This is a genomic window from Paenibacillus baekrokdamisoli (genome assembly GCF_003945345.1).
GTDB lineage: Bacteria > Bacillota > Bacilli > Paenibacillales > Paenibacillaceae > Paenibacillus_Z > Paenibacillus_Z baekrokdamisoli.
Genome location: NZ_AP019308.1, coordinates 4,965,593 through 4,992,537 on the forward strand (window position 1 = coordinate 4,965,593; position 26,945 = coordinate 4,992,537).

Annotated in this window: 21 protein-coding genes; 4 read left to right on the forward strand and 17 right to left on the reverse strand. The window is 44.2% G+C overall.

What is annotated here, in order from left to right; all coding sequences use genetic code 11:
* Positions 1 to 157 precede the first annotated feature (157 nt).
* On the forward strand, positions 158 to 2,194 hold the full coding sequence (locus EKN16_RS33535; RefSeq protein WP_164522937.1) for a helix-turn-helix transcriptional regulator: 2,037 nt from the start codon (positions 158 to 160) through the stop codon (positions 2,192 to 2,194).
* Between the two features lie 217 nt (positions 2,195 to 2,411).
* On the opposite strand, the gene EKN16_RS21845 is transcribed toward EKN16_RS33535, so the two are convergent.
* The 4 genes from EKN16_RS21845 to EKN16_RS21860 all read right to left on the reverse strand — a co-directional run bounded on the left by EKN16_RS21845 (position 2,412) and on the right by EKN16_RS21860 (position 5,251).
* The gene (locus tag EKN16_RS21845; RefSeq protein WP_125662166.1) at positions 2,412 to 2,738 is read right to left on the reverse strand and encodes a hypothetical protein; all 327 of its coding nucleotides are present in this window, start codon (positions 2,736 to 2,738) and stop codon (positions 2,412 to 2,414) included.
* A gap of 6 nt (positions 2,739 to 2,744) precedes the next feature.
* Positions 2,745 to 3,131: an AbrB/MazE/SpoVT family DNA-binding domain-containing protein gene (locus EKN16_RS21850; protein ID WP_125662169.1), complete on the reverse strand. Its 387-nt coding sequence runs from the start codon at positions 3,129 to 3,131 to the stop codon at positions 2,745 to 2,747.
* 375 nt (positions 3,132 to 3,506) lie between these two features.
* On the reverse strand, positions 3,507 to 4,193 hold the full coding sequence (locus tag EKN16_RS21855) for an AfsR/SARP family transcriptional regulator (protein WP_125662172.1): 687 nt from the start codon (positions 4,191 to 4,193) through the stop codon (positions 3,507 to 3,509).
* A 200-nt stretch (positions 4,194 to 4,393) separates the two neighbouring features.
* Entirely contained in the window at positions 4,394 to 5,251 is an 858-nt protein-coding gene (locus tag EKN16_RS21860) for a LysR family transcriptional regulator (protein ID WP_125662175.1), read from the reverse strand.
* 129 nt (positions 5,252 to 5,380) lie between these two features.
* Between EKN16_RS21860 and EKN16_RS21865 the strand changes: the two genes are divergently transcribed.
* Complete coding sequence (locus EKN16_RS21865) at positions 5,381 to 6,370, forward strand: zinc-binding dehydrogenase (RefSeq protein ID WP_125662178.1); 990 nt, start codon at positions 5,381 to 5,383, stop codon at positions 6,368 to 6,370.
* A 275-nt stretch (positions 6,371 to 6,645) separates the two neighbouring features.
* Here EKN16_RS21865 and glgD read toward each other — a convergent pair whose 3' ends face one another.
* The 9 genes from glgD to EKN16_RS21910 all read right to left on the reverse strand — a co-directional run bounded on the left by glgD (position 6,646) and on the right by EKN16_RS21910 (position 18,650).
* Complete coding sequence (gene glgD, locus EKN16_RS21870; RefSeq protein WP_125662181.1) at positions 6,646 to 7,758, reverse strand: glucose-1-phosphate adenylyltransferase subunit GlgD; 1,113 nt, start codon at positions 7,756 to 7,758, stop codon at positions 6,646 to 6,648.
* Between the two features lie 11 nt (positions 7,759 to 7,769).
* A complete protein-coding gene (locus tag EKN16_RS21875; RefSeq protein WP_125662184.1) occupies positions 7,770 to 8,918 on the reverse strand; it encodes a glucose-1-phosphate adenylyltransferase in 1,149 nt (382 codons plus the stop codon).
* 399 nt (positions 8,919 to 9,317) lie between these two features.
* Positions 9,318 to 11,435, reverse strand: a complete 2,118-nt coding sequence (locus tag EKN16_RS21880; protein WP_164522938.1) for a beta-galactosidase — start codon at positions 11,433 to 11,435, stop codon at positions 9,318 to 9,320.
* A 109-nt stretch (positions 11,436 to 11,544) separates the two neighbouring features.
* Entirely contained in the window at positions 11,545 to 12,549 is a 1,005-nt protein-coding gene (locus EKN16_RS21885; RefSeq protein ID WP_164522939.1) for an SGNH/GDSL hydrolase family protein, read from the reverse strand.
* 23 nt (positions 12,550 to 12,572) lie between these two features.
* Positions 12,573 to 13,430 (reverse strand): carbohydrate ABC transporter permease, encoded by an 858-nt coding sequence (locus tag EKN16_RS21890; protein ID WP_164522940.1) that lies wholly within the window; start codon positions 13,428 to 13,430, stop codon positions 12,573 to 12,575.
* Between the two features lie 166 nt (positions 13,431 to 13,596).
* Complete coding sequence (locus tag EKN16_RS21895) at positions 13,597 to 15,000, reverse strand: extracellular solute-binding protein (protein WP_164522941.1); 1,404 nt, start codon at positions 14,998 to 15,000, stop codon at positions 13,597 to 13,599.
* Positions 15,001 to 15,163: 163 nt separating this feature from the next.
* Positions 15,164 to 16,426, reverse strand: coding sequence for a beta-galactosidase (locus EKN16_RS21900; protein WP_125662199.1), 1,263 nt, complete (start codon positions 16,424 to 16,426; stop codon positions 15,164 to 15,166).
* Positions 16,423 to 17,256, reverse strand: a complete 834-nt coding sequence (locus EKN16_RS21905) for a carbohydrate ABC transporter permease (RefSeq protein WP_125662202.1) — start codon at positions 17,254 to 17,256, stop codon at positions 16,423 to 16,425. The genes EKN16_RS21900 and EKN16_RS21905 overlap by 4 nt, the downstream gene beginning before the upstream one ends.
* A 176-nt stretch (positions 17,257 to 17,432) precedes the next feature.
* Complete coding sequence (locus EKN16_RS21910; RefSeq protein ID WP_164522942.1) at positions 17,433 to 18,650, reverse strand: ROK family protein; 1,218 nt, start codon at positions 18,648 to 18,650, stop codon at positions 17,433 to 17,435.
* 158 nt (positions 18,651 to 18,808) lie between these two features.
* On the opposite strand from EKN16_RS21910, the gene EKN16_RS21915 reads away from it, so the two are divergent.
* On the forward strand, positions 18,809 to 19,390 hold the full coding sequence (locus EKN16_RS21915) for a TetR/AcrR family transcriptional regulator (RefSeq protein WP_125662208.1): 582 nt from the start codon (positions 18,809 to 18,811) through the stop codon (positions 19,388 to 19,390).
* A 65-nt stretch (positions 19,391 to 19,455) separates the two neighbouring features.
* Entirely contained in the window at positions 19,456 to 21,306 is a 1,851-nt protein-coding gene (locus tag EKN16_RS21920; protein WP_125662211.1) for an alpha/beta fold hydrolase, read from the forward strand.
* 90 nt (positions 21,307 to 21,396) lie between these two features.
* Here EKN16_RS21920 and EKN16_RS21925 read toward each other — a convergent pair whose 3' ends face one another.
* The 4 genes from EKN16_RS21925 to EKN16_RS21940 are packed head-to-tail and all read right to left on the reverse strand — an operon-like array spanning position 21,397 to position 26,391.
* Positions 21,397 to 22,911: a xylulokinase gene (locus tag EKN16_RS21925; protein ID WP_232015931.1), complete on the reverse strand. Its 1,515-nt coding sequence runs from the start codon at positions 22,909 to 22,911 to the stop codon at positions 21,397 to 21,399.
* Positions 22,908 to 23,873 carry an ABC transporter permease gene (locus EKN16_RS21930; protein ID WP_197719104.1) on the reverse strand — a complete coding sequence of 322 codons (966 nt, stop codon included), beginning with the start codon at positions 23,871 to 23,873 and terminating at the stop codon, positions 22,908 to 22,910. Before EKN16_RS21930 ends, EKN16_RS21925 begins: the two co-directional genes overlap by 4 nt.
* Complete coding sequence (locus EKN16_RS21935; protein WP_125662214.1) at positions 23,866 to 25,389, reverse strand: sugar ABC transporter ATP-binding protein; 1,524 nt, start codon at positions 25,387 to 25,389, stop codon at positions 23,866 to 23,868. The genes EKN16_RS21930 and EKN16_RS21935 overlap by 8 nt, the downstream gene beginning before the upstream one ends.
* 57 nt (positions 25,390 to 25,446) lie before the next feature.
* On the reverse strand, positions 25,447 to 26,391 hold the full coding sequence (locus EKN16_RS21940) for a sugar ABC transporter substrate-binding protein (RefSeq protein ID WP_125662217.1): 945 nt from the start codon (positions 26,389 to 26,391) through the stop codon (positions 25,447 to 25,449).
* Positions 26,392 to 26,945: the final 554 nt, after the last annotated feature.

Sequence of the window (26,945 nt, forward strand, 5' to 3'; positions counted from 1 at the left end):
GGTGTGTACCTAACGAATGCTGATACGGGGGATGTGCTAAGCTGGACCAGCTTCGGTTTCTTCATCATAAAATCCTTTAAATCTTTCAATCATGTTGATAAGATTGGTAAGAGAATACTTTCAAATATTTCCATTAAAGGACGGTGACTCTCGGACAATGTCGAACAACCAATCAGAGCCAAGAATGCGCGGCGAGATCGACCGCTTAGAGCAGCACCTTCTCGTCGGGCGAGAGAGGGAGATCGGAATTTTCCTGGAGTTATTGACGGAAGAGCCCCCCGGGGAGCAAATTCTGAATCTTTACGGAACGGGTGGCATCGGTAAAAGCTGCCTGCTGGATGAATTCCGCAGATTGTCTATTCAAGCCGGACACCTCTTTCTGTCTACGGACTGTCGCATCCTCCGGACTCCTAACGATCTCTGCCTCCACCTCCTCCGCTTGCTGGACTACCGGGCACAGACGATCGAAAAAGAAGCAGATACGGCCCGGCTGACGGAAGTCTGCCTGATCGCATTATCGGAAACCACCTTGAAAGGAAAAACAATTCTGGCCCTGGACACGTTCGAAGACATCGGAGAAATGGATCATTGGCTAAGAGAGGGTTTCTTACCGTATCTCCATCCGAGAATCTTTGTTATCCTCTCGGGAAGAGTCCCGCTCGGGGCCCTTTGGCTTTCCTCATCGGCATGGCGACAAAAGATTTACGGTATGCCACTGGAGGATCTGGACTATTCGTCGGTGAAGCTATATGCGGAACGCTCGGGTATGATGGGAGAAGGGCTCATAGGGCAGGTATGGGCGAGAACGAAAGGTCATCCGTTGACTCTATCCTTGCTCGTGACCACCGCGCTTTCGCGCACCTCTGGGAGGGACGCTTTCATGAGGGAAAGTGAAGTATTTTCCCACGTCGTTTCGTCGTGGCTCAGGGAGGTTCCCGATCTGGAGATGAAGGAGCTGGTCGAAGCTGCCGCCGTTCTACGGGTGTTCAATCAGGAGCTGCTCTCCTATGTTCTAGATAAGGAGGTTCGCTTCGATCAGTTCCGCCAACTGGCAGACTATTCCTTCGTACAACGGATCGACCGGGGGTGGCTGCTGCATGATCTGCTGCGCGAAGCGATCAATGAGGAATTGCAGCTGCGTGTCCCCGACTATTATGAGAAGCTTAGAAAGCGCTGCGTTGTATACTACTACCGTAAGCTTCAAGGATCGACGAGAAATAAATCGATGTCCTGGGAGAACGCGGAATGGATCTACTATATTGGGAACCAGCTCATCCACTCCCTCTTCTACCAGCAGTCGACCACGCACCGCTTTGAAGCTCTGACCCTCTCCAACTGGGACGACGTTAATCAATATATCGAGCAGCGCTATCGAACCGTCAAGGAATTCCCCGTTCACCGCATCCATCCCGTCACCAAAGAAAATTTCGAATACGTCTATACTGTGGAGGACAGCCTCAACGCACTGAAGCATATTCACCTGGAGGAGTTGTACGCCCTCGATCCGAGCTGCGTCAAGCTTGTCCGGGATGCCAATGAAACAATATGCGGCTTGTTCATCATTATCCCAATCAACGAGCGCACGCTGAGTTATCTACGCACGCAGCCGCTTTCTTCTGCCTATTTCTCAAGTCTTCCCGAATCCGAGCTGGATGAGTTAAAGGCGCCTGGCAATCAGCGGTCCGGCTATTTCATCAAAACGCTCGATGTCTGCGATCCGTCCGACGAGGCCATGATGCAAGCAACAGGTATCGCCTTCATCACCCATATGTTGTCGGCCGGCTTCGTGGTGGCAGCCCCTCCACCCCATCCGCTACCCCGAGATATCCTTCTCAGTCTAGGCTGCGAGATTCCGGATGTCGTCCACTACGACTACGATGAGCGAACGCCGACTCCCTATTACGTCATTGATACGAGAGGGAAGAAGCTCCATGATTACCTGAACCGGATGATCTCTTCGATTGGGCTGGCGGATGAAATTGAGGAAGGGTCCGTTCCATCGTTTCTGCTGACCAAGCGGGAGACGGAAGTCGTCGAACTGCTCGTAAAGGGAAGCTCTAATGCCGAAATCGCGAGCCGTCTATTTCTGAGTGAAGCCACGGTAAAAAAACATGTAGCCCACATTTTTAAGAAGTTGAACGTTAAAAGCCGAGGGCAATTGAGCCATCTATATACGAAAAAAACAAAGCCATGAAGCATATACAACAGGCACCACGATACCTTTAGTTCCTATTGCATTCTCAACAATATCTACGTTGCTTCAATATAGGCTTGGCTCTTTTCTTTTTCTGAGACAAATTACGGTGAAAGCAAAAAACCACAACCTCATGCGGTTATGGTTTTAGATGGTAGAGGCGAGGGGATTGAACAAGCGCCCCCTATTTCCCGATAATACCAAATTGGGGCGATGATCACGGCTTTTTCAAGAGTCGGTCGTGATGGTCGACGTTCCGGAAGAAGATTCCCTTCGTCTTTGTTCCTTTGTCGTCCAGCACGACATCGATGAACTGCCACGACATGCGCAGTTCCTTGTTCGCCCGCGCTTCCCATACTGTAGGCTTGATGCCTTTGGCCGATTCGATTTTGTCGATGCCAAGACCGGGAGAGAAGTTCGGCGCCTCATTTGTCATGCGCTCAATCGCTTCGAGAACGTCTTTACGTTCGCGAGGGTGAAGCTTGGCGAGCTTCTTATCAAAAAGCTCTGAAGTTGTGAACGGACAGGGGCGAATGTGAAACACGTGGACTTAGCTCCTCTTCTTTCCAGAAGAGGGAGCCTCTTCTTCGATGATCGCGCTAACACGTTCGCGTAGAGCCTTGAGTCCTTCAGCTGCATCCAGATGAATCATGGCGTGTTGCAAGCCGCCGCCAGCAACCCATTCATCAACTTCACGCTCTTCAGCCTGCCATTCTTCCGTCCAATACCACGATTGGTCTTTACGAATCGTCTCCATCGGTGTTCCAACCAGCTTTCCATCGACGACCGCCCATTCGATAACATCGCCTTCATGGAGATTGAGCAAGTCTAGCTGTTCCTTGTCGAGCGTGACCTGGTTTTTCTTGCGGACTTTCGATTTATAAGCCACAGCAGTCTGCACCTCCCGTTCAACAGTAATAAGCGCCATTATTACCACTTCCCTTCATCTTATTCAATGATATTCGGAAAGTTGAATAGTTAGAATATCCAACTTTCTAACTTTCCAACTTTGAATTTAGTATAGCATAGAAATTTTATCTGGTAATAGTCAAAATTTGTCCGATTTTTAGTTGGAGACCGCGAATATGCCGGAGGGTGACATTTTGATATCGATCCCGATTTCCCCTTCCATTTCGCCGATCGGCTTAAGAGCTTACGATGTATGGATAGAGCCCGAAATCGGCAACGTAAATAGCTCTTGAGCTTAAGTCTAATAGCCTATGACGAAAGAATAATATAATATCTCCGCGCAAAACGACACAAAAACCGCGCACCATCAAGGCTTCACGGTTTTATCACTTATCAAAAATATTTATTTGCCGCCTTCGGATAATCCGCTGACAAGAGAATCGTATAACAGAAGCAGTTCTTTCGACGGACGAATGCCGAGTTCCCTCTTCATGAGCTTCACGTAGTCGGTGTATTGGGCGGTTAGCCCCTTCTTGTCTCCATCCTGCCCGTGCTTCTTCATTAGCAGCCCGACGACCGATTCGTCCAGCGGATTGCGGGCATGCAGCTTCAGCAGCAGCTTCGACGCGGCGGCCGTGTTCGGAAGGGCGAGGAGCGTCTCGGCCAGATTTCTGACGAAGGAAACGTACCGTTCTGCCAGCCGTTCCGTCTCGTGGATTGCCCATACGTACGCTTTACTTCCGAACAGGTCTCCCGTATAGAGCCTTTCGACGTTCAGTGCTTCTTCCACGTTGGCGGCGCCGATACTTCCCAGCTTCCCTGCTTGACGCTCGAATTCCTCGTAGTCGATGATGGCATCGTCCAGTTCCAGCGCGTAGCCGTCGTTCTCCGATCGGATCGCCTCCCGAAGCCCTATTGGCTCGAGCGACTTGCGCAGCTGATAGACGGTCGTATTCAAATATTTTTCGGCATTCGCGCTCGCCATCCCCGCGAAAATATCCGCGACCAGACGGGAGCGCGAAATCCGTCTGCCCCGGTTCAGTAACAAGTAGGCGAAGAGTTCGGCACTCTTGCTGGAAATCCACTTCACGCGTCCTGCTTTCGGACTGGGGCGACTCCCCGTTTCTTTCCATACAAAAACCCGACCTCATGAGATCGGGTTTATCATAATTTGGTGGAGGCGAACCGTGGATGGGCAAATCCACAATTCGCCGCCGCGTGTTGCTTAGATTGTTTGATGATATGGTCTAGCACTAACACTCGACGCTATCGATCGTTGCGGGTTAACTATTATTGCTTAGCTTCAACTAATTGTATTAGCCTTGTCAACGCACTTGAGTAAATCGAGTCATGTCTATGCACAAACCATACCTGCAAATCTCGGTACTCTTCAGGCAAGCGGTGGGAAGCGATTATGCCCTTCTCTTCCGCCTTGGCAATCGATGATCGTGGTAGCATAGACACACCGAGCCCAGCGGAAACCCCATCTAGAATAACTGCTAATGTGCCAAATTCCATAATCTGATATGTAGTCAGTCCAGTTCCTCTCAGTAAACTCTCCGCTTTTGCCCGATGCGTACATCCAACATCGAAAAACAACATCGGCTTCGAAAGCAACTCGTGCATGTCGCTTTTTCCCGGCTCCGAGATCAGCACCAACTCCTCTTCAAAAGCCGCGACATGTTCTATATCTGGATAGTCAATGGGTCCATAGACAAAAGCTCCATCAAGCTCGTAATCCAACACCTTTTGTAAGAGAGCATGTGTCACACCCGTAATGAGCGATAAATTAACATCCGGATATCGTGATTGATATTCGGCCAATAGAGGAGTCAGATGAATGGCCGCAGTCGTTTCAATGGAACCTATCCGAAGTGGCCCTGCAGCATGGTCCGAGTATTGTGTAGATTTCACAGCCTCGTCCATCAGAGTCAGTATTTTATCAGCATATCCCAGTAAATTCTCGCCAGCCGGAGTTAGCGTCATCCCTCGATTGGATCGCCGAAAAAGGGGGGTTTTCAACTGAGCCTCAAGATACTGAATTCGGGTCGTCACATTAGACTGTACATAGTTCAACATTTGCGCAGCCTTGGTTATGCTCCCCTCTCGAGCTACAGCTTGAAATATTCTTAAATCTCCGCTTTCCATTTCTATGTCACCTGCTTGGTATGATCATTTATGATACTCACATTCGGTTTTGTTCATTTTACTGTATGATTCCCACTCTGTACAATTCAAAATAGATTCATCGAAATACGAATTACTGGAGGAGTTAGGATGAAAGCGATCGTACATGCTGGGATGAACGGCTTGAATGGCTTGACATATGAAGACGTTATTGACAAACAGCCAGGTTTCGGCGAAGTAAAAGTAAGGCTGAAAACTGCAGGGTTGAATCATCGAGACTTATTTCTCATGGCGGATCGAACAAATAAGGATGCTCCCCTGATTATAGGTTCTGACGGCGCGGGTAGAATTGAAGCGGTAGGTGAAGGCGTAACAAACCTTACAGTAGGTACCGATGTAATCATTAATCCGTGTATCGGATGGGAAATCACCCAAAATGTCCCGACCGTTCCAGCCATAGTGGGTGGTCCTTCGGATGGTACATTCGCCGAGTCTATCATCATCCCTGCGCAAAATGCCGTCAGCAAACCAGCTTACTTGTCTTGGGAAGAAGCTGGAGTGTTGCCCTTATCTGCCTTGACGGCCTATCGGGCTTTGTTCACGAGAGGTCGCTTACAGCAAGGCGAACATATCCTTATTCCAGGTATTGGTGGCGGTGTGGCGACTTATGCCATGCTTATGGCTTCAGCGGCGGGTGCACGAGTCAGTGTCACATCACGCAGTGAAACAAAAAGGCAAGCTGCTCTTGCACATGGGGCAGATCATGCCTTTGACAGTCATAGTGATTGGAAGGAAAGTATGAAAGGAGAAACAGTGGATCTCATCCTGGACAGTATCGGGCCAGCGACGTTCCAACAGTACTTTGATATCATTAAGCCAAATGGCCGTATCGTGACGTTTGGAGCAAGCTCAGGAGATCGAATGGAAATAGCAGTACGATCCATATTTTACCCCCAAATCAGTATCATCGGCACCTCAATGGGAAGCAGTGAAGAGTTTATTGCTATGCTTCAATTTATGGAACTCCACTCGATACGCCCTATCATTGATAGTGTCTATCCTTTACAAGAAACCCTTCAAGCCTTTCAGCGAATGCAACAAGGGGAGCAATCTGGGAATATTGGAATAAGAATAGATTGAGACACATGCAATGTGGATAGGCCGGGAAATTGTTCCCCAATTCCTTGAATAAACGCTTCGTAGTTCAATCCCATAAAAGTAACGGCCTGTATCTCCGCATTCGTCGGGGTCAGCTTGCTCTTCGTTTCTCTACAAACAACAAAATCCACAACCTCTTGCGGTTGTGGATTTACATGGTGGAGGCGAACCGCGGCTGTGCAAAACAACAATTTGCGCTGCGTAATGTGGAGAATGTTAGGGGAGGTTACTTATATTTTCTTATATTTAAAAAATACTTAAATCCTGCTCTTCTTGGTGAAAACCGTAGGCGACATTTCTTCCCCTGCCAGCTTATTTCCACGTGTGACATATACCTCTTTATCGAGGATGACGTGATCCAGACAGGAGTCCTCTTCGATCACGCATTTCTGCATTAGAATGCTATTCCTAACAACCGCTCCTTTTCCGATTCGAACCCCACGGAACAAAATGCTGTTTTCCACAGTTCCCTCAATGACACAGCCATTAGCCACCTGCGAATTTGTTACATTGGCGCTGCGGGCATATCTGGCGGGTGGTTCGTCCTTGATTTTGGTATAAATCAACCCAGGCTCGTAGAAGAGGGAATTCCATACCGTGGGATTTAATAATTCTTTGCTGTACTTATAATAATTTTGGACAGAATTGATGATGGCGAGATATCCTTTGTATTCGTAGCCGTACACTTTCAATGCGTTCAGATTCCGGATAATCACATGCCGCACTAGATCGTAGTAATTTTGATTCACGCTTTTCTTGACCAAATCAATCAGCAGTTCTTTCTTAATAATGATCATTCGCATGTATACTTTGTTGCTTTTTTTCGTCTGCCGGTTCTCTGTCATACGTACAACCCGCTCATTCTCGTCTAAATCCAACGTAATGAGGTTAGCGAAATCCTCGCTGTCATCGTCCATTTCCTTGTAGATGACGGTGATATCCGCTTTTGTCCTTTGGTGATTCTCCACCGCTTCGGTATAGTTGATATTGCAAATCATGTGACTGCTTGAAACGACTACGAATTCTTCACTGCTGCGGGCAAAATATTCGAGAGAACCGTAAAAATTTTGCAAATCACCGTTAAAACCCGGGGCATGACTATTATTGGGAGGCAAAATGAACAGCCCCCGGTATTTTCTATCCAAATCCCATTCTTTACCGGAACCCAAATGATCGATGATGGAACGGTAATTGTTATGAGCGAGTACCGCTACATTGTTAATCCCTGAATTCACCATATTGGACAACACGAAGTCAATCAGGCGGTATCTGCCTCCAAAGGGTACAGTTGCAGTGGCCCGTGAGTATGTCAGTTCATGCAAGAGCGGCTGGTTAATGCTGAGATTGATGACGCCTAATACATTATTCATCGCAATCACTCCTATATCAATTGAGAAGAAATGACCATGTTCTCACCGATTAAGGTGATTTCCGCCGAATCTTCCGGGCTTCCGACATATGCGCCGTCTTCGATAACGGTACCCGAGCCGATTATGGCTTTATGGATAGTAACGTTCTCCCCAATTTGGGCATATGGCATAATGACCGAGTCTTTGATCAGACTGCCTTCACCGACATGAACACCGTAAAATAGAACGGAATGGTCAACTTCCCCAAATACCATACATCCTTCATTCACAAGGGAACCGGTAACTTTGCCGGTAGACGCGATATGATGCGGTGGCTTATTCGGGTTTTTCGCGTAAATCCGCCAATTATCATCATGAAGCGTAAACGGCGGATCCTCCATAAGCAGGTCCATATGCGCTTCCCATAGGCTCTCGACGGTTCCGACATCCTTCCAGTACCCGTTAAAACGGTAGGCAAAAAGCGAATTACAATTATCCAGCATCGATGGAATGATGTCTTTACCGAAGTCATTGCTTGATGCGGGATCTTGTGAATCAGCGATTAAGTATCTTTTTAATACATCCCAGGTAAAGATATAAATGCCCATGGACGCAAGATTGTTTTTCGGTTGCTTCGGTTTTTCCTCAAACTCAATAATCCGATCGTCTTTGTCCACATCCATGATGCCGAATCGACTGGCTTCTTGCATCGGCACTTCAATAACCGCAATGGTGGCGTCGGCTTTTGTTTCCTTGTGCTGCTGAAGCATGAGGGCGTAATTCATTTTGTATACATGGTCGCCGGAAATAACTAACACATATTCGGGATCATATTGCTCGAGATAATGAATATTCTGGTATATAGCGTGTGCCGTTCCTTTATACCAGCTGCCGCCTCTTTGTTCCATAAAAGGGGGAAGCACGGTGACCCCGCCGTTTTTTCGGTCCAAATCCCATGAACTACCAATTCCGATGTAGGAATTCAGTACCATCGGCTGGTACTGGGTCAGTACTCCAACCGTATGTATACCTGAATTACTGCAATTGCTCAAGGTAAAATCGATTATCCGGTATTTACCGCCGAAGGGTACAGCAGGCTTTGCCAGCTTTGTCGTCAGATGACTTAGTCTTTTACCCTCACCACCTGCAAGCAGCATAGCTACACACTCTTTTTTCTGCATTCGGCTCGCCCCTATCTCCTTAGAAATTTCCGTCGTTTACATCAGGTTTGCGAAATCAAAGGTAGAAGCCCCTCTGGATCCCTCTTCCCAAGAAGATGAATCCGCTTTCAAAAAACTGTTTAAACGCTAACTCACATCTAGTAAATAGAATATTCAGATAATTGATTCGATATGATATTCACCCCTCTACAATTTAGATAAATAATTGAATTGGTAATCTAAGCAAAGTTATGTAAGCGCATACATTATTGTAAAGATATGATACCTTGCTGGGATAGGGATGTCAACAACCGTTGGCGTTTTTTTAGGAGGGCAAAATGGTGTCCCCCTTACATGTAATAAAAGGCCATCGTCCCGATGAACGATGACCTTCTTAATGCTATGCTGCTATGTTCTTTATTATTGCTGCAGTTTAAACAATTTCCCTTCTCCAGGTGAGAAGGATACTGACATTTGCCCAGTGCCCGCCTGATAATTTGTAACAATCAATTGCCCGTTTGTCTTTGAAACTTCTTTAACGTTCGAATATCCCGTCGATATTGTGAATGCTGCGGTTTGTGCGCTGCTCGTATTCTTATTGACCACCATAATATACTTCTCACCCGCTTGGTTCTCGAAATAACCAATTAACAGCGGCAACGAGCTATTGTTCGGCTGCCAGAAGAACGAAGCGGGAAGCGCTGCAGCCATTGAAGGCAAGCTGCCTCCTGAGTGGTATACGGCAATCGATTTCAAATTCATTAATGTTCCACCCAATTGCTGAACGTCCGCATTAATGTTCTGCGCCCAAGTGTAAGAATTGTTCTTCGTGCCATTAGGCAATATGATGCCATTATTAAAGCTTTCTCCACCGCTTGATGCCGGCGTCCAATACGTGAAGTAAATATATCCTTTCGCGCCATAAGCCAAATTGGAGTATATCTGATATCTCATTTCGCTTTCAGAAGGTACTCGCCATACGCCATTCACTCCAACGGATTGAATATAGGACCAAAAGTCGATTCCACCTAGTAACGCCTGCCTGCGAATAACCTCCAGATTGGCGTAATAATCACTTCTGAACCCTCCATCGGCCATGTATGGATAGTGATCAAATACGAGAACGTCAGGTGCGGTATACATCCACCTGTACACATAGTCTTCGTAGCTCCCGCCTATAATGTTCTGATTGATCGTGAACCAGAAATCTGACGCAATTGCGCTCCCATTCAAATATGCCGTGCCGTCATTGTACCAATTGTCATTTGTATTGGAACGGATAACCCAACCTACGGAATTGTTCCCGCCGCCATTATGCGTCAGCTCCATATAGTAGGCTGTGCTTCCATTAACAGCCGCATTTAAATTAAATTGCGGCCATTCCGTCGATGGAGTCGTTAACGTATTTTGTGCAATTAACGTCGTTTTCGCAGGGGAATTCCATAGTTTAAGCGTTAATTCCTCCCCTGCGCTCCATGTGTTCTTGTCAATCCACCATTGCACGGTATTAATCATCGTTTGCCCAGGTTTAGTCGTGAAGGATTGGCCTAACGGGGATGAAGAGGTTACATATACGCCTGTTTGCTGATCCAAGCCAAGCTGGGTGGAGGAAGCATAGTTAGGAAATAAATTAACGAAGGCCATATGATTCGAGTCGCCTAACTTCATTCTACGGATGGTATCTTGGATTCTAGTCATTTGAAGCGCCGAAGGCTCATCCAACACATGGTAGCCCTGTAATGCCGAGTGAGTCTTATAGTGATTGGTAATATTGTCAATCACAGAATCAGCAGGCTTATTGCCATCATTATACGCTCTTTGCGAGAAACCAAAATCAAACCAGAAATCAACGGCCTGTGCCACGCCATTCTTGTACGCTTGCCCATCCGCGTAAACGTTGGACGAGCTTGTTACGACCCAGCCGACTTGAGACGGGCTGTTGCTTGTCAGTTCCACATAATAGGTGGAGTTTGACTGTATCGCGGTGTATAGCCCAAACGTCGGATAATACGTGGATACCGGACCTGTGATGGAATTCGATGCAATCGCATTATTCTTCGCTGGACTGTCGTAGAGAGTCAGCGTTAATGTCGTTCCGGCGGGCCAGTTCAGCTTATCAATATATAATGTAACGGTATTCAAACCCCATCCGCTGCCTGCAGGTGATTTGAACGTTTGGCCCAAGGAGGAAGAAGATGAGACAAATTGGCCGTGCCCGGTTAACGGCTGAGACAGCAGTTGATTCCGCCAGGCTAGCTGATTGTCATCTATAAGCATCGTAAGACCATTGCTAGCCGCGTAATTCAATGCCGGATCATTCGATGCAAAGTCGCTAACGCCATTCCCTCCCACTATGAAATTGGCATGCATAGCGGCTATATCCGCATAGCTCCCGTTCGACGTATTGGCAGGAGAAGGCGGCCAGAAAATACCAATTGGAAATGGCTGGATTGTCGGACTATACGCCATACCGCTATTGGAAGATCCTAAAACAAGAAACAAGGTCGCAAGCACGATCACAATTGCCTTTTTATACATACATAATCCCTCCGCGTTCATATTAAATATGATTACCGCAATATGGTATGCATTATTGACTGACTAGAAACGAATATTGGTCGGCTCAATCTAAAGAATGGCAGTTCGTTTATTCGGACAGCAATTTCAAAAAAGCTTGTTCATATACGGAATGGCCATAGTCGTTCGGATGATTGATGTTGTTCAGCAACAAGCTTTCGTACGACTTGCCTGCCTCAATTTCCTCCATCCATAAGCGATAGACATCGGCAACAGGCAGGTTGTACTCGCGACCTAGATTTCTTAATGCCTCTGCATACTCTCCGATTTCACCGCTGCTAAATTTCCATAAAGGATTTGGAGCACATGGCGTCACAAGAATGATATCGACCTCTAATTGCTCTTTGAGCGTGTCAATCATCTTCCGAATATTAGAGACGTACTCATGTACCGGCACATCATTACGATCAGGCAGCATACGATTCTGATCATTCATACCATACGCCAGCGTCACCAACTGCGGTTTCATTGGAACCACATCCCTAAGCAGTCTGTTCATTCCGTCTCTGCTCGTTTCGCCACCGATGGCTTTCATATGGTATTCGACACTACTGTTTAGGAATAGGCGCTGCAGATGTTGATAGAGTCGAAAGGAATAGGCGAAACGATGCTCACTCGCCTCAGCTCCAGTGCTGATACTATCACCGTATACCACATAAGAAATCTGTTCGCGCTGCTCATGACGAGCGCTGCATGCTGGCAGAATGGCAGCACAAGCTCCCGCCTTGCCATTGTCGGCTGGGGTTAGAGAGGCATACGAATAATCCGCATAGACCGTGTAAGGTTCATTGCTGAATTCAGACATTCCCGTCTGATCAAAGCGGTTCTTTCCATAGAAAATATGACTCGACCAATCCGGAATGCGGCTGTTCTCCGTTCTCCATACCGTCCCTTCTTGCCAGTCCACTCCATAATCGAGACCTTCCTCGAAATACGATAGGATCGGAATGCCATCCTGATCCAATCGTCTGCTATACAGCTTCAAGCTGCCACGCTGCACATTGCGGTAACGCAGGCTTTGTGACCTTTCCTTGAGCATCACAACCGCCTCACCGGTTTGATTGTACATAATCATCACCATCCCCTCCCAACTATTTCTTAATATTCTACTGTCGCGGTCCTATCGAGGAAAAACTTGATGACCCATGTCGCGGCCAAACCTACAAGGGCAAGCAGAACGCCGAAAGCAGAGGCTGATCCATACTGTCCGTCCGATACCATGTTGACGATTTGAAGCGCTGCCGTATTCGTCGAGAAGTTAGGGCCACCACTGGTCAACAGCTTGGATTGAAGGAAGATTGTGAACGCTCCACTAGTCCCAATAATAACAAGAGTGGAAATCGTCGGCCAGATCATCGGAACCACAACCTTTGTCAGCTCCTTTATCTTGGTAATGCCTTCTAACTCTCCCACTTCATATAGGTCATTAGGGATGCGCCCGATAGCTCCCAGAAGGATTGCCGCATTAAATCCAATTCCTGCCCAAACGCAGAAGAAGAAGACAGTGCCAAGCGCCGTTGCCGGATCGCCAAGCCAGGAACGCTGCAAACTCTCTAATCCCCCCGCCTCCAGAATCGCATTCACGACTCCGTTATTTGGACTTACCATAAAAGAGAAGACCATAGCGATAATGACGATTGATAGGATGGAAGGAAAGAAGTACACAATACGATAAAAGTTGTGAAACCTTATTTTTTTGGAAAATATATAGGCCACGTATAGCGCAAGTGGCAGCAATACTAGCACATTCAGCGGAATCCAAAGCAGCGTATTTCGCAGAGCATACTTAAAGGGCGCTTCTGTGAACACTTTTTCGATTATTGAAGAGAAATTGTCAAAGCCAACCCAATCGATAGCTCCGGTCGTGATATTCCACCGTTTGAATGCATAAACAATCGTACTGATATTCACATAAACAGTAAAAAGAAAATAATGCGCCACGGGATAGATCGTCATAGATAGAATAAATAACAATCGCATTCTCTTCGAGCGGTTAGACATCCATTGCAAAGTTATCCCCTTCTTTCGTTGAAGCTTGGAGAAGCCGGCTCAAGAGACCCTCGACCCAAATAGCAATCGATAGCCTCCTGACCTGCAGCCGACACCTGAAGTGAAGTCTTCTTTACTTCATGCCAACTTCTTTCTTGTACTCTTCCCACTTGTCTTTAGCAAATTTAAGGTCATCATTATACTGCTGCTCTGCTGTTTTGGATCCGAATACGATATTTCCGTAAGCATCGCCGGAAGGATACATTTTCATCTTGATGAACATCGGATTATTCGTATTAAATGTGAAAGGTTTATTATTCTGCATAATATCCATAACGCTTTGTGAGAATTCCGATACTTTCAAGCCTTCAAGCGAATAGTTAAATGGTCTGAAGTTGCCCGTTAATTCCGTGAATTTGCGATTCATTTCCTTAGATGAAGCAAAGATTATAAACTCTTTTGCCAACTCCTGCTCCTTTGCTTTCGCTGGCACGACTGTGATATCGCCAACCATGCTGAAAAACACGTCTTTTTCCTTAGCGTTGTCCACCGCCGGTACAGGCATCATCGCCATTCGGAAGCCTTCTGGCGTAGACGCTTTCATCTCGCTCTCCAGCCAATTCCCGTTCGGAATCATCGCGGCTTTGCCGTTAACGAACTCCATCTGTGCTTCGGTATGGTTTAGAGCTTCAGAGCCTTTCAGCGTCCACTTATTTTTGAATATCGCTTCGAACTGCTGCAGCGCCGCCAATCTTGCCGGATCCCCGTACACATCAGGAGAATCCACATTCAGCAGCTTTTCAAGGAATTCAGAGCCGCCCGCTTGAACCATCATCGGCTTCACGACAAAGTCCCAATAACCCACAACTTTGCCGGGATATACGATCGGTGCAATGCCTTTCGCCTTGATTTGTTCAGCTAGTACTGCGAACTCCTTCCAAGTGGACGGAACTTTCCAGCCATTCTCTTCAAACATGCCTTTGTTGTAGGCCATGCCAAGCAAACCATCGGACCAAGGAATGATGTAAGCTTTATCTTGGTAGAGCGCATATTGCCGTGCAGCGTCATTTAATGATTCTTTAATGGTAACGCCATCCAGGCCTTGCCCCTCGTATACATCCGTTAAATCAGACAAGAAGCCTCGAGCAGCCCACATTTGCCAGTTTGTATTGGTCAGGAAAGCCACATCCGGAAGGTTGGCTCCGGATTCAAAGCGTGGACCCATCTTCTCCATAATGCCGGGATCGCCCTCAAGCTCTACCGTCACGTTCTCATGCTTGGCTTCAAATTGCGTCTTTAATTCCTTGAACCAAGAATCGCCGAACCCTCCTTGGAAGAAAGCAACCTTCAGAACCTTCTTCTCGCCCTTCTTCTCAGTGTCACCCTTCTTCTCAGTATCACCCTTCCCTTCTACCGTCTGATTCACATTTGTTTTGCCATTACCGCTAGAATTAGAGCAAGCACTTACCAGCAGAACCAGTACAATCAATACTGCCGTCAATAAGGAAAATCCATTTCTTTTCACCGTTAACTTCATTGCGATACACCCCTTGTATAATTTTTTTTCATTTATATAAGAATCAATTTCATAATTAGGACAACAATTATGAAATTGATTCATAAAACAACAAGATCTAAACGCACTGGCGTGTACTCCTTTAGACTGCACAAGCCAGATCAGCAATTAGGAGCTTGTTGTCTTACTCCCGAAATTCAAGCCAGACGCCTTGACCAGGCAATAGCTGTAACTCCACCTTGCCGCCGGTCACCTCTTTATCCTCCAGCGCGCCGTTCTTCCACAATGTAACCTTCTTCACTTCAGACTTTAATTGAAGAGAGGTAGTACCGGACTCACGGTAGCTGGAATTGACGACCAATACGCTTCTTCGTCCATTCTCAGTGCTGAAGCAACCAATAATCGCAGGGTCACCCGATATGCTGGCTATCGGTTCGAAAGCCTGCATTGGATTCTCTATCAATGGCGGTTCGGATCCATAGTGGATCACGCCTTCCGACTTCAAATCGAGCAGCCTGGAACCTATATCCTGTACCTCCTTATTCAGCCGCTTCACTTCTTCGTAATGCTTTGTCTTATTACCTTCCAGATCGATCATGCCGCTGCCAAACGTTTCTCTTCCCGATTCGGGTGTCCAATACGTGAAGTATTGAATTCCCTTAGCTCCATAAGCCAAGCTTGTATATACCTGCCAGCGTATTTCCTCTTCGGTCGGGTCACGATGTGAGAGGTTAAACGATAATGTCTGGATGAACAGCCAGAATGGCACATTGTGCTCCACCGCCGCAGTCCTAATTTGCTCCAAATTATAGAAGTAGTCTTCTGTAATGCCCCCGGAAGCATCCTTGGTTTCGGTCAGAAACGGATAGTGATCATAAGACAACACTTCAGGCTTGAATTGCTCGAAATACTGCTGCACATACTCCGTATATGTCCCCCCCTTTTGTTCCAGTGAGGCGTATGTAGGAAAGAGATTTACATAGGCGAGTCCATTCGGAGCATACTTCTGATATTCTGCTTTCTTGGCCGACAATTCTTCATACTGATTTATAGAAGGCTCATCATAAAACACATGTCCCATGTAAGCAGGATGGCTAGTATAGGGAGCAATCATATCCTTTATTTGTCCGAGCTCCCCCTTGGATAACGCATTGATCTTAGGGTCACGTACCAGTACCTTCAACCCATTCGCATCTGCATAATCAAGGGATTTTCGAATCGCTTCTGATCCGCCCTCATACTCTCTGAATCCGATTATAAAATTGATGCCGGCCTCACTTATTTCCCGGTAACGCTCCATCGTGATTTGTTCCACTGGGGGAGATACCCACATCCCAATAGGAAACGCTTTCAAATCGGGTTCTATTTCTTCATGCTTTTTATCACTGCAAGATGTAATCATCATAGACACCACCACTACTAGTATTGGAATGAATCTTTTCCTCATCCTTTAAGTCCTCCTGTCGTTAATCCGCTGATCAAACGATCTTGAAGGAAGAAGTAGACGATCAAAATTGGAATTGTGGACAGCGTCAGTGCAGCGAATAATGTCGTCCAGTCAGCGGCATATTGTTGTTTGAGCACCAAGTCGTATAAGCCCACCGAAATCGTAAACAGTTTCTTATCCTGCAAAAAGATATAGGGTAGAAAATAATCGTTCCATATGCCAATCATCGTGACAAGCCCTACGGCAGCAATGCCCGGTTTAGCCATTGGAAGCATAATTCGGAAGAAAATTTGCCAGTCATTCGCTCCATCCATATAAGCCGCTTCCGCGTATTCCCAGGACACACCTTTGAAAAACCCGTATAGAATAATAAAGTTCATGCTCAGCCCGGCGGAATACAGAACTAGCAGGCCAATATGCGAATTAAACAAGCTTAAATCAATCATCAACTTATAGAGTGCCGCCAAAGATCCGACAGATGGGATTAAAAAGGTTGATACCGCAAAAAAGAAGATTATATTGCTGCCTGGAAATTTGTATTTGGCGACGACATACGAAGATGTTGCTGCGGATAACACCGCTAATGCGCTTCCTACTCCCGTTACATAAACACTATTAAGAAAGTAAGAACCTAACCCCGTCTCATTCCAAGCCTTCGAATAATTAGACCATCTCCACTGCTCGGGAAGCGACCAGATATTCTGGTAAAATTCAGGACCAGTCTTAAATGAGTTAAGGAACATCCAGACAAACGGGTAAATAATCGAAACTGCGTAGACCATAAATCCCAACTGGATCAGCGCCGTCCCCAGCTTAGATTTGAACTGCATGGTTGACCCCCTCTGAAGATATTGAACGCGGGTATTAAAGCGATTTCATATTTATTAATACCCGACCGCCGTACTTACATTTTAAACACTTTTTGTTTTTTAATTAATTAACTTAACTTAATAATAGGTCGGGTAACATAAAAAGTCAATCGTTTATTTTCAATTATTTGAACAGACTACTCACTTAATATGTTGGACATCACATGGTCCAATGCCACCGCAAATCCGCCATGTATTCCCGAATGTTCGCCGTGCTCGGCATATACAATCGTTGTTGTCAACGGTACCATTTTATTGACCAATTCTCTTAAAGGTTGAATAAACAAATATCCCAGTTTTTTAATATCTCCACCAATCACAATAAGCTCCAGATCGAGCAATAGACTCATATTGACCAGAACAACCGAAAGTGACTGAGCTAATTCCTTTGTTTTTCTCAAGCAATATGGATCCTGATCAGCTGCAGCCTTGCAGAAAGCTTCAAAAGTAACTTTTTCGAGATTGTTTTGGCAGTAATCTAATATTTTGCTGGTTTGACCATTTCGCAAATCTACTCTCACCTTATGCATTAAAGCATGAAGAGACAAATGAGAATCTAAATAATAATCCTTCAATCTGCTAGGCTCGTCAAAATCGGGGGTTCCGCATACCCAGTATCCAACTTCTCCCGCAGCTAATCGGCTGCCCTCATATAATTGCCCTTGAATGATTATCCCAGCACCAATACCGATATCCACATTGATTCCAAGCAAATTAGAGAACCCTCTACCTGCTCCATATCTGCTTTCCCCTATTATAAATAAATTCATGTCATTTATTACCATTACGGTAGTATTGAATTCTTTTTTCATTATTTGATGAATGTTAATCGTTTCCCATTCTTTAAAACGTGGTGCTGCCTGAAAATAACCTGTTTCTTTATTTAGTATGCCTGGTGTACCTATGCATACAGCCATTAGCTTCTCATTTGGAATTTTATTAATCTCTAGTAATTCCTTAATATTAGTGATGACTGCGACTAAATCATCGCTTGTGATATACTCCTCCAAAGTAAACATAATTTCACTCTCGGCAACAACATTCCCCTTCAAATTACCTAGTGCCAGTCGAATTCTCTCTCCTGCCAAATCCACTGAGACAATGTAACCGTAATTTTCATTAAAGCTTAACAGAATCGGTGGACGTCCACTGCCAACCAAATCACCCACTCCAACCTCTTTGAGTATCCCCTTGGACAACAACTGCTCTGCATTGGAAGATACACTTGGAGCGCTCAGCTTTAAAATTTTCGCTACGTCAGCTCGAGAGATTGGTTCCTGCCTTCTAACCAAATCAATGATAAGGTTTAGGTTGGTCGAACGGATTAGCTGTTGATTTCCCTTTATAATTTTCAAAATAAATGCCACACCCATCTTTTAATTAATTAATTGGTTTAATTAATATAATAACAAAAAAAAGCAGATTGTAAAATCATTTTCTCCTCTTACCCGATGTATTCGCTCCGTCAAAAATAAGTTTGACAAACAACGTATTAGTACCATATAGTACTAATATGTTAAAAAAAGCGAAGCCTTCTAACCGTGATACCGTAATGCGAATTGCAACAGCCCTCTTTCTAGAAAAGGGCTATCAAGTCACCAGCATGGATGAGATCGTTGCTGAAAGTAAAGTATCCAAAACCAATATTTATTATCACTTCAAAAGCAAGGAGGAGCTTTTAACCGCCATTGTCAATCAAATGATAGGCCATTACAATCAGATCATTGATGAGATTGTTTTAAAGACACATCTTTCGGTAACAGAACGGATAGGCGAATTTACTGTGCTGCTTTCCGAGCGCCAACCCAATTGTTTAGGCGGATGCCCATTTCTTACGATTTACGTCCAGACATCGCATGAATCCGATTCTGTTAGAGAGGTAATTGGACGCTTTTTCCAAAATCAAATCATTACGTTAGAGAACCTGCTCCAAGAAGGAATTGCCAAAAAAGAATTTAATGCTCATTTACCCGTCTCACAAATCGCTGCACTTATCGTATCCACTATTGAGGGCGGCTTATTCCTACAACATACCATAGAAGACTCCACACTATTGCCTAACATTCTACAAGCTTTGGCTTTCATGCTGAAGTAATTTTTTTGCTCATGTTTAGTACTACTTAGTACTATTAATACTTTAAATGAGGAGAATACACGACTATGAGTTCTATATTTATCACAGGTGGCAGCGGGTTTATCGGACGGCATGTTCTGGCGGCATTAGCGAAAGCAAATCATAAGCTGTATGTCCTAGTCCGATCCAAAGAAAAGCTAATCGAAACAATGAGGGGGATCGGATGGAACGACTTTTCATTGATAACGCCTTTACAAGGCGATCTCACCAAGCCTTCTCTTGGTTTAAATCCAACCGATTTGCAGCATTTGCTGAACGTAGACATCATCATTCATGCTGGCGGTCCAATGGATATTCTCTTAAAAGCAGAAGAAGCGCAACAAGTGTTTCTGAATGCCGCACACGAAATCGCCGGTCTTGCCAAAATGATTCACGATTCGAATCAATTAAAGCATTTTATCCACGTTGTCGGGTACAAGTCGCCTTATTCGGATCAGGATAACGACAGTAAGCAGCATAGCGATCATGATCATAAAGAACCTCCATACGAAAAAATGAAGTTTGATGCTGATCTCTTCATTCGGCAAACCCTGCGTACTTGGGGAATCCCCCTTTCTGTAGTTAATCCAAGTGTGGTCATAGGTGATTCTTATACGGGAATTACCGAACAACTTGGAGGATTAGGCATTTTGGTGGATGCCGTGCGTAGGAATCTTATGGCCCTAACTCCTGGCGGGAAGGATTACTGGCTTCCATTGGTACATGTCGACCATGTTGCGGCGCTTATTTCTGCATTAACGGAAGAAGAAAACCCAACAAACAATACCTACTTTTTATTGGACAACAAAATAAACAGTCCCAACATAATAGAGCTCATCCAACTTATTTCTAAGGAAGTTCGTGTAAACGGCCCTTTGGGTTCCGTTCCCTATCGTCTCATAAAAAAACTGCTAAACCTTGGCGTGGGCAGATTACTGCAGCTTCCTAAGGAGTCCTTGGATTTTATTGTAACAACAGAATTTCCGACAACATCCAAACTTGCCATAGAGAAAAAACATAACCTTAACCTATCTATATCCAAATCGACCTTGCCCTTTGTCATTTCGGATTTGGATTATCGGATTTCTCATGGAACAACTCATGCTGGAACAACTCATGCATCCCATCAATTTCAATTTAACAGAAGAGCAAACCTGGCCACGATAGAAAGCGAAGGGAAAGGAACTCCTATCCTTATTCTTCACGGCACCTTCAGCACATCATTTAATTTATTGCCGATGGCACAGCAATTATCCAAACTAGGCAATCCAATTTATCTCGTTGATCTTCCTGGATTTGGCCGTTCTCCCTTTCACCATAACCACTCCATCATGAAAGGTTTTGAACAATCAATCGTTGATTTGATACGCGGCTTAGAATCGAAAGTAATTATCGTGGGCCATTCGTTTGGGGGATATCTTGCGGCAAAAATGGCGGAAACCTTACAAGACCGCATTGAAAAAGTCATTCTGCTGCAACCCGTACTGCATCCTGTAAGTTCAGTTTATAAATCTTCTCTTTTGACTCGAACCATTTTGCGTTTCATGTCTAAGGCTGCATTGAAGAAAAATATGTTGAATGCAAAGAGCTTCAATAATCAAGAAGAAATTCCTGAGGATTATATCCTTTATATGTACAATGAATTGAAGTCTTCTCGTGTTAGAAAAACGACAGCTGAAGTCATGTCCGCGCTCTCCAAATCGAATAATATAAAGCTAAATCCGAGCAGTTGGGACTATGACAAAGTCTCCATTGTATGGGGAACAAAAGATACTAAATCCGATATCCCAAACCCGTTCAGAAATTTCAGTATTACTCACTTGCCCTATGCCCATCAGTTCCCAATTTCTCATCCTGAAGCTGCTGCGCACTGGATAAGTAAGTTGATTAACAAATAAACGAAAACTTGAAGTGCAGTAACAAAAATCCCGATCTCGTGAGGTCGGGATTTACATGGTGGAGGCGAACCATGGCTGCACCAAAGAACTCTAATCAATACTGAATATAGGCTCTAAGGCTGGATAAAGCATACTATATTTTTTATATTTTTTCTTATAATGAGAGGTGTTCTTCTCGTTTGGTACATATCGGATTGAATTTTGAAGTGAAAGCGAACTTTGACAAAATTCGAAATAGCTTTGTTCCCAACCTATATGAATAAAACCTAGTGCTGCAGCTCCCATAGAAGGAAGGTATTGTGAATCCTGCGGGACAATGACCTCCATGTCGAATACATCTGCAATGATTTGGTTCCAAATTACACTTTTGCTTCCTCCACCGATAAGAGTTAATCGATTGTTATCTACATCTGTGGAGATAAATTCCATTACCTGTCTCATACTCATTGCAACACCTTCTAAAACAGCACAACACATTTCTTCCTTAGTGGTGGTTGGTCGAATTCCTATATAACATCCAGTTGCATCTGTATTTTGAACAGGACAGCGCTCGCCGTTTAAATAGGGTAAGAAGAGGAGTTCACTTTTGCCACGATCACAAGACTTCATGAGATTATCCAGTTCTTCAAAAGCTAAATCATCATTTAATCTTAAACTATCGCCGAAGACTGACATCACCCATTTATGTGCATTCCCCGCATTCATAAGCGGAGCGATCACAATGTAAAGTTCCTTATCTACATGGGCAAGGTGGAATACACCTTCTGAAGCTTGAGAAACTTCCTTGGTTGGTGTTGCAACCCAACCTGTTGTGCCTAAATAAGCATACATTTCTCCTAAACAGGTAATACCGGCTCCCAACGTTGCTGCACCAGCATCTCCGATACCGCATAAAACTGGGGTTCCCACTATATATCCCGTTATTTGGGCAGCATGCTCAGTAACTAAACCAACGACTTCATCGGAGGGGCAAATAGCTGGGAGCTTACTCGATGCTATCTCATACCGATTAAGCCAATCCGTCTCCCATTGTCTCTGACTTAAATTCATTAATCCAGTCGTCGCTGCAGTCGTGGGATCCGTAACTAGTTTGCCAGTTAGCTGATATATGACATAATCTTTTGAACCTATTAATACCGTTGAAGTTTGATGGTAGTTGTCTGGCTCTTCTTCCTTTAGCCATACTATTTTTGGAAATGTTAGAGTACCATCCATATGATTTCCTGTTACATCCCGTATATGCGATATTCCCAAATCTTGTTTAATACGGTTTCCTTGCTTGGCAGCTCTCCCATCTGAATATAGAATAGCTGGCCGAACCGGATTTCCATTAAGATCTATGGGAATACAATCTTGCATTTGACCACTAAACGTAATCAAAGCGATGTCTTCTGCCAGAATCCCAGCAGATAACCATTCTTTAGTTATTGTTACAACAGCTTCTAACCATTGCGAAGGATCTTGCTCCATATGATGGTCAGTTTGAATTGTAGTCAAAGGTTTGTTTTTTTCTAAGATAGGCTTAGAACCATGAGAGACTAGCAGCCCCTTTACATTTGTTGTCCCAATATCAAAGGATGCAATATACTTATCAGCGCGGATCACCGAGAATCACGTCCCAGTCTTTGTAAGATTACAGCAGCTATTACAATCAGCCCCGTAATCACATCTTGCATAAATGTGGGCACTTCGAGAATCGTCAACCCGTTTGCCAAAACTCCAATTATTGCTGCCCCTACAAAAGTACCCCAAATATTAGGAATACCTTCTTTAAATGAAGTCATTCCTAGAAAAGCTGCCGCATAAGCAGGTAAAAACAATCCGTTTCCGCTTGTCGGTTGAGCTGACCCAAGCCGTGAAGCCATAAGGATTCCAGTTAAACATGCGAGTACCGTACATAACGCAAATGCCGTATTTTTGTTCCATTTTACGTTCACACCAGCTATTCGAGAAGCCGATTCATTGCCGCCTATGGCATAAAGTCTTCTACCAAAAGAGGTTTGAGACATGATGTACCAAAATATGATAGTTAATAGCACCATGATAATCGATAATAGCGGGATGCTGCCCCATTCCGTTTGACCGATATACCGGAAGGAATCGGGGATATTTTCGAACACAGTCGCACCACCCGTAAGCCAAAACGTAATTCCACCCAAAACAGTGCCCATGGCTAGTGTAGTAACAAACGACAATACTCGAAAACGAGTAACGAGCCAACCGTTCACATAACCTATCAGAAAAGAAATGGCTAGAGGTATGAGAAATGTACACCAAATAGGTAAACCCGAAACTGCAAGTTTCGCAGCCAGAACACCTCCGAAGCTAGCTACAGAACCGATCGAAAGATCAAATTCCCCAACTGACATAACCAAAGTTGCTCCTAATGCGATAATAACCAAAAATGAAATTTGCCTACTAATATTAATCATGTTTTCAAGCGTGGCGAATGAAGTGGGGCTAAGTATGCTGAAGCAAATTACAATAAGCACACCTGCCATTATAGTGCCGTATGTTTTTAACAAGCGACTCATATTAGCAGATGGACGATATAGACTTTTATCCATATGCAGGTTCACTTTCCTTTCCCTTGTTATAACAAATCTGTAGAATTTGGTCTGGAGTGACATCGTCATTGATGAATTCAGCTACAGTAACTCCATCGTGCAGCACATATATACGATCAGAAATATCCAATACATCTTTCAAATCAGAAGAAACATAAAGCACACAGCATTGTTTATCTGCCTGTTCTTTTAATAATCTGTGAATTTCATCACGGGTCATTACATCAACCGCTTGGGTAGGCTCATCACATAAAAAAAGGACGGGGTTAGATAGAAGCGCTTTCGCAAAAACGACCTTTTGCTGATTTCCCCCGCTTAGTTCATGAATAGGCTGTTCGGAGCTGCTCGCTTTGACGTTCATATATTCCATCCACTTGGCTACTTCTGATTTTTCTTTGCGATCTGTAATTTTCAGTCCATTTGAAAATTGTTTCAAAACAGGTAATGTCATGTTTTCGCGAATAGACATTCCCATAATTAAGGCATCGGATCTTCGCTCTTCTGGTATTAGAATCACACCGCTGTCTAATGAATGCCTCGGTGATAACTTATGAACTCGCTTATTTGATAGATGAACTTCTCCCTTTTCAATGGGTCTTGTCCCATAAATCGCCTCAAGTAATTCCGTTCGCCCTGAACCTGCAAGACCAAATAGTCCAACGATTTCGCCTTGTCTTACATTTAAGCTTGCTTTCTTTACTTTACCGTCTTTAGTTGCCACGTTCTCTACTTTCAAAACGCTAGAAGCACTTGAAGGTACAAATTTCTTCTCGATAATGGAGTTCTTCACTTCCGCGTTCGTCATAAGGCGTATGATCATTTCTTTATCTGCTTCGGATTTATTTACTGTACCTGCCAATTGTCCGTTACGTAGAACAGTAATTCTATCCGCTAACCGAAAAATTTCATCCATCCTGTGCGATACATAAACGATGGATGTACCCTGAGATGCAAGCTTGTGAATAAGCTGGAACAAAAGCTCCGATTCTTTATCTGTTAATGAGGCTGTTGGTTCATCTAATATGAGTAACCTACAATTCATCATCATAGCTCTCATGATCTCTAGCAATGTTTTCTCAGGAGGGGACATTTCCATAGCCGTTTTTCTTAAATCAATCTCGATTCCCAGATTCTCCTTGAGCTTTTCTGCTTTCTGTCTCATCTCACTCCATAAAATCCCTCTAGTCAGCTTTCTTTTCGGATAATCCGTACCAAGAAATAAATTTTCAAGACCCGTAAATGACGGGATCAGATGGCGATCTTGATGTACAACGTTAATGCCAAGCTCTCGCGCAGCCTTTGGACTCGAAATCATTTCTTGCTTTCCCGACCAAAAAATGCGGCCGCCATCTTGAGGATAAACACCCGTAATAATTTTAATAAAAGTAGATTTACCGGCGCCATTTTCTCCAACAAGTGCATGAATTTCACCAGGGTATATTTGCAGCGAGATTTTAGAGAGTGCATAATGCGGCCCAAACTTCTTTTCTAGTTCCTGTACTTCCAACAATGCCATGGGCGTACCTCCAAACTTTAAAGATAAAAGAGAAAGCGGCTGGGTAGCCGCTTTTCATTATTTACCTGCGTTTTCTTTTGTAATAAGAGAGGCTGGAGCGTAAAGCTCTGTTCCTTCCGCTGCTTTCCCTTGAAATACCAAATCGATCTGCTTAGCGACAATTTCAGACATACCAACGAAGTTTTGTTTTACCGTTGCAATTAACGGTGAGCCTTTTTTAATCATTTCTATGGCTTGGCTATTCCCATCAATTCCAGTTACTACAATATCTTTTCGTCCAGCAGCCTCAATTGCTTGAGCAGCACCAATAGCCGGTTCGTCCCAGCCTGTCCATACCGCGGTTATGGCACCATTATCTTTATTAGCCAAAAGCAGGCTCTCCATTTGTTTTCTGGAGTTTTCAATAGGTCCCGGAACGATTACCTGCTGCTCCGTTATCTTTTTAATATCGGTAGATTGTTTTAACATATCGTCAAGTTGAAGTGTTCTTTTTAAAACCCCAGGATGAGCACGATATGTTAACACAACTAAATTCCCTTTATTACCAATCGTTTTGAATAAATAATCCGAAATCAATTTCGACATTTCTACATTATCGCTAGTAGCATTCGTAACCATTCCAGTAATATATCCAGAATCGATACCAAATACAGGGATTTTATTCTCAGATGCTTTTTCAATCTGAGTTTTCACTTGATTAGGGTCTGTACTAACAAGAATGATGGCATCTGCTTTAGTAGAAATCACATCCTCCATGCGACTTGCTAGTTGACCCATATCCCCTTTAGTATCCACAACATTCGTTTTCCATCCACGATCTTTTGCTTGTTTTTTGAATGATTCAACCATTTCGTTGGTTGTAACAGAGGAGAGAAACGGAGTTAAAATAGCTACTGATTTGGTTGCAGCTTCTGATGTTGGTGAATCTGCCGATTTCCCTCCACAAGCGGCTAAGCTTGATATGAATACAATCGCAATCAAAACTGTGAATAATTTTTTCATCTGATTTTCTCCCTTTTCTTTTTATGAATTGATTATAAATTTATGGAGTTTTATGCGAGAAGTTCCATTCCAGAACCCGCTTACATTTACTAATAATCTGGTCTTCTCTTCTGCGATATTAGCCATAATCTAAATCCCTTCGCACACATGTTCATATCAGAATTATTTTATTTCCCAGTATAAAGCACGGATATTTATTTAGCAATTAAAGGTTTAATATATCCTTATACCTATTAGTAGCTTTCATTTCCAATAACGATCGCAAGACTGAGATTTTCCAATACGCATTCAATAGGTTATTAAGTCACCCATGTCCGAACTTGAGTTTACACAAAAAACGACATGATCGTACTTCTTCGTTAAATGATCTCATCAATTCCTTAGTCATGTAATCCTCCTTCTCAACGAGCAAGCAAACTCACGAGGCTCACATGCCTTTCTATAGGAGCCCTTCCACTGCATGGTAATCGCCTACCCTCGCAACACCATACATAAAAACACTGACCTTATGCGGTCAGTGTTCTTATGTTGGAGCGAATCGTGGCTGTGCAAAA

Bases quoted from the DNA above. Each gene is read 5' to 3' on its own strand.
- EKN16_RS33535 (WP_164522937.1), top strand. From the start codon at position 158: ATGTCGAACAACCAATCAGAGCCAAGAATGCGCGGCGAGATCGACCGC.
- EKN16_RS21860 (WP_125662175.1), bottom strand. From the start codon at position 5,251: ATGGAAAGCGGAGATTTAAGAATATTTCAAGCTGTAGCTCGAGAGGGG.
- EKN16_RS21865 (WP_125662178.1), top strand. From the start codon at position 5,381: ATGAAAGCGATCGTACATGCTGGGATGAACGGCTTGAATGGCTTGACA.
- glgD (WP_125662181.1), bottom strand. From the start codon at position 7,758: ATGAATAATGTATTAGGCGTCATCAATCTCAGCATTAACCAGCCGCTC.
- EKN16_RS21875 (WP_125662184.1), bottom strand. From the start codon at position 8,918: ATGCAGAAAAAAGAGTGTGTAGCTATGCTGCTTGCAGGTGGTGAGGGT.
- EKN16_RS21880 (WP_164522938.1), bottom strand. From the start codon at position 11,435: ATGTATAAAAAGGCAATTGTGATCGTGCTTGCGACCTTGTTTCTTGTT.
- EKN16_RS21885 (WP_164522939.1), bottom strand. From the start codon at position 12,549: ATGATTATGTACAATCAAACCGGTGAGGCGGTTGTGATGCTCAAGGAA.
- EKN16_RS21890 (WP_164522940.1), bottom strand. From the start codon at position 13,430: ATGACGATCTATCCCGTGGCGCATTATTTTCTTTTTACTGTTTATGTG.
- EKN16_RS21895 (WP_164522941.1), bottom strand. From the start codon at position 15,000: ATGAAGTTAACGGTGAAAAGAAATGGATTTTCCTTATTGACGGCAGTA.
- EKN16_RS21900 (WP_125662199.1), bottom strand. From the start codon at position 16,426: ATGAGGAAAAGATTCATTCCAATACTAGTAGTGGTGGTGTCTATGATG.
- EKN16_RS21905 (WP_125662202.1), bottom strand. From the start codon at position 17,256: ATGCAGTTCAAATCTAAGCTGGGGACGGCGCTGATCCAGTTGGGATTT.
- EKN16_RS21915 (WP_125662208.1), top strand. From the start codon at position 18,809: ATGTTAAAAAAAGCGAAGCCTTCTAACCGTGATACCGTAATGCGAATT.
- EKN16_RS21920 (WP_125662211.1), top strand. From the start codon at position 19,456: ATGAGTTCTATATTTATCACAGGTGGCAGCGGGTTTATCGGACGGCAT.
- EKN16_RS21930 (WP_197719104.1), bottom strand. From the start codon at position 23,873: ATGGATAAAAGTCTATATCGTCCATCTGCTAATATGAGTCGCTTGTTA.
- EKN16_RS21935 (WP_125662214.1), bottom strand. From the start codon at position 25,389: ATGGCATTGTTGGAAGTACAGGAACTAGAAAAGAAGTTTGGGCCGCAT.
- EKN16_RS21940 (WP_125662217.1), bottom strand. From the start codon at position 26,391: ATGAAAAAATTATTCACAGTTTTGATTGCGATTGTATTCATATCAAGC.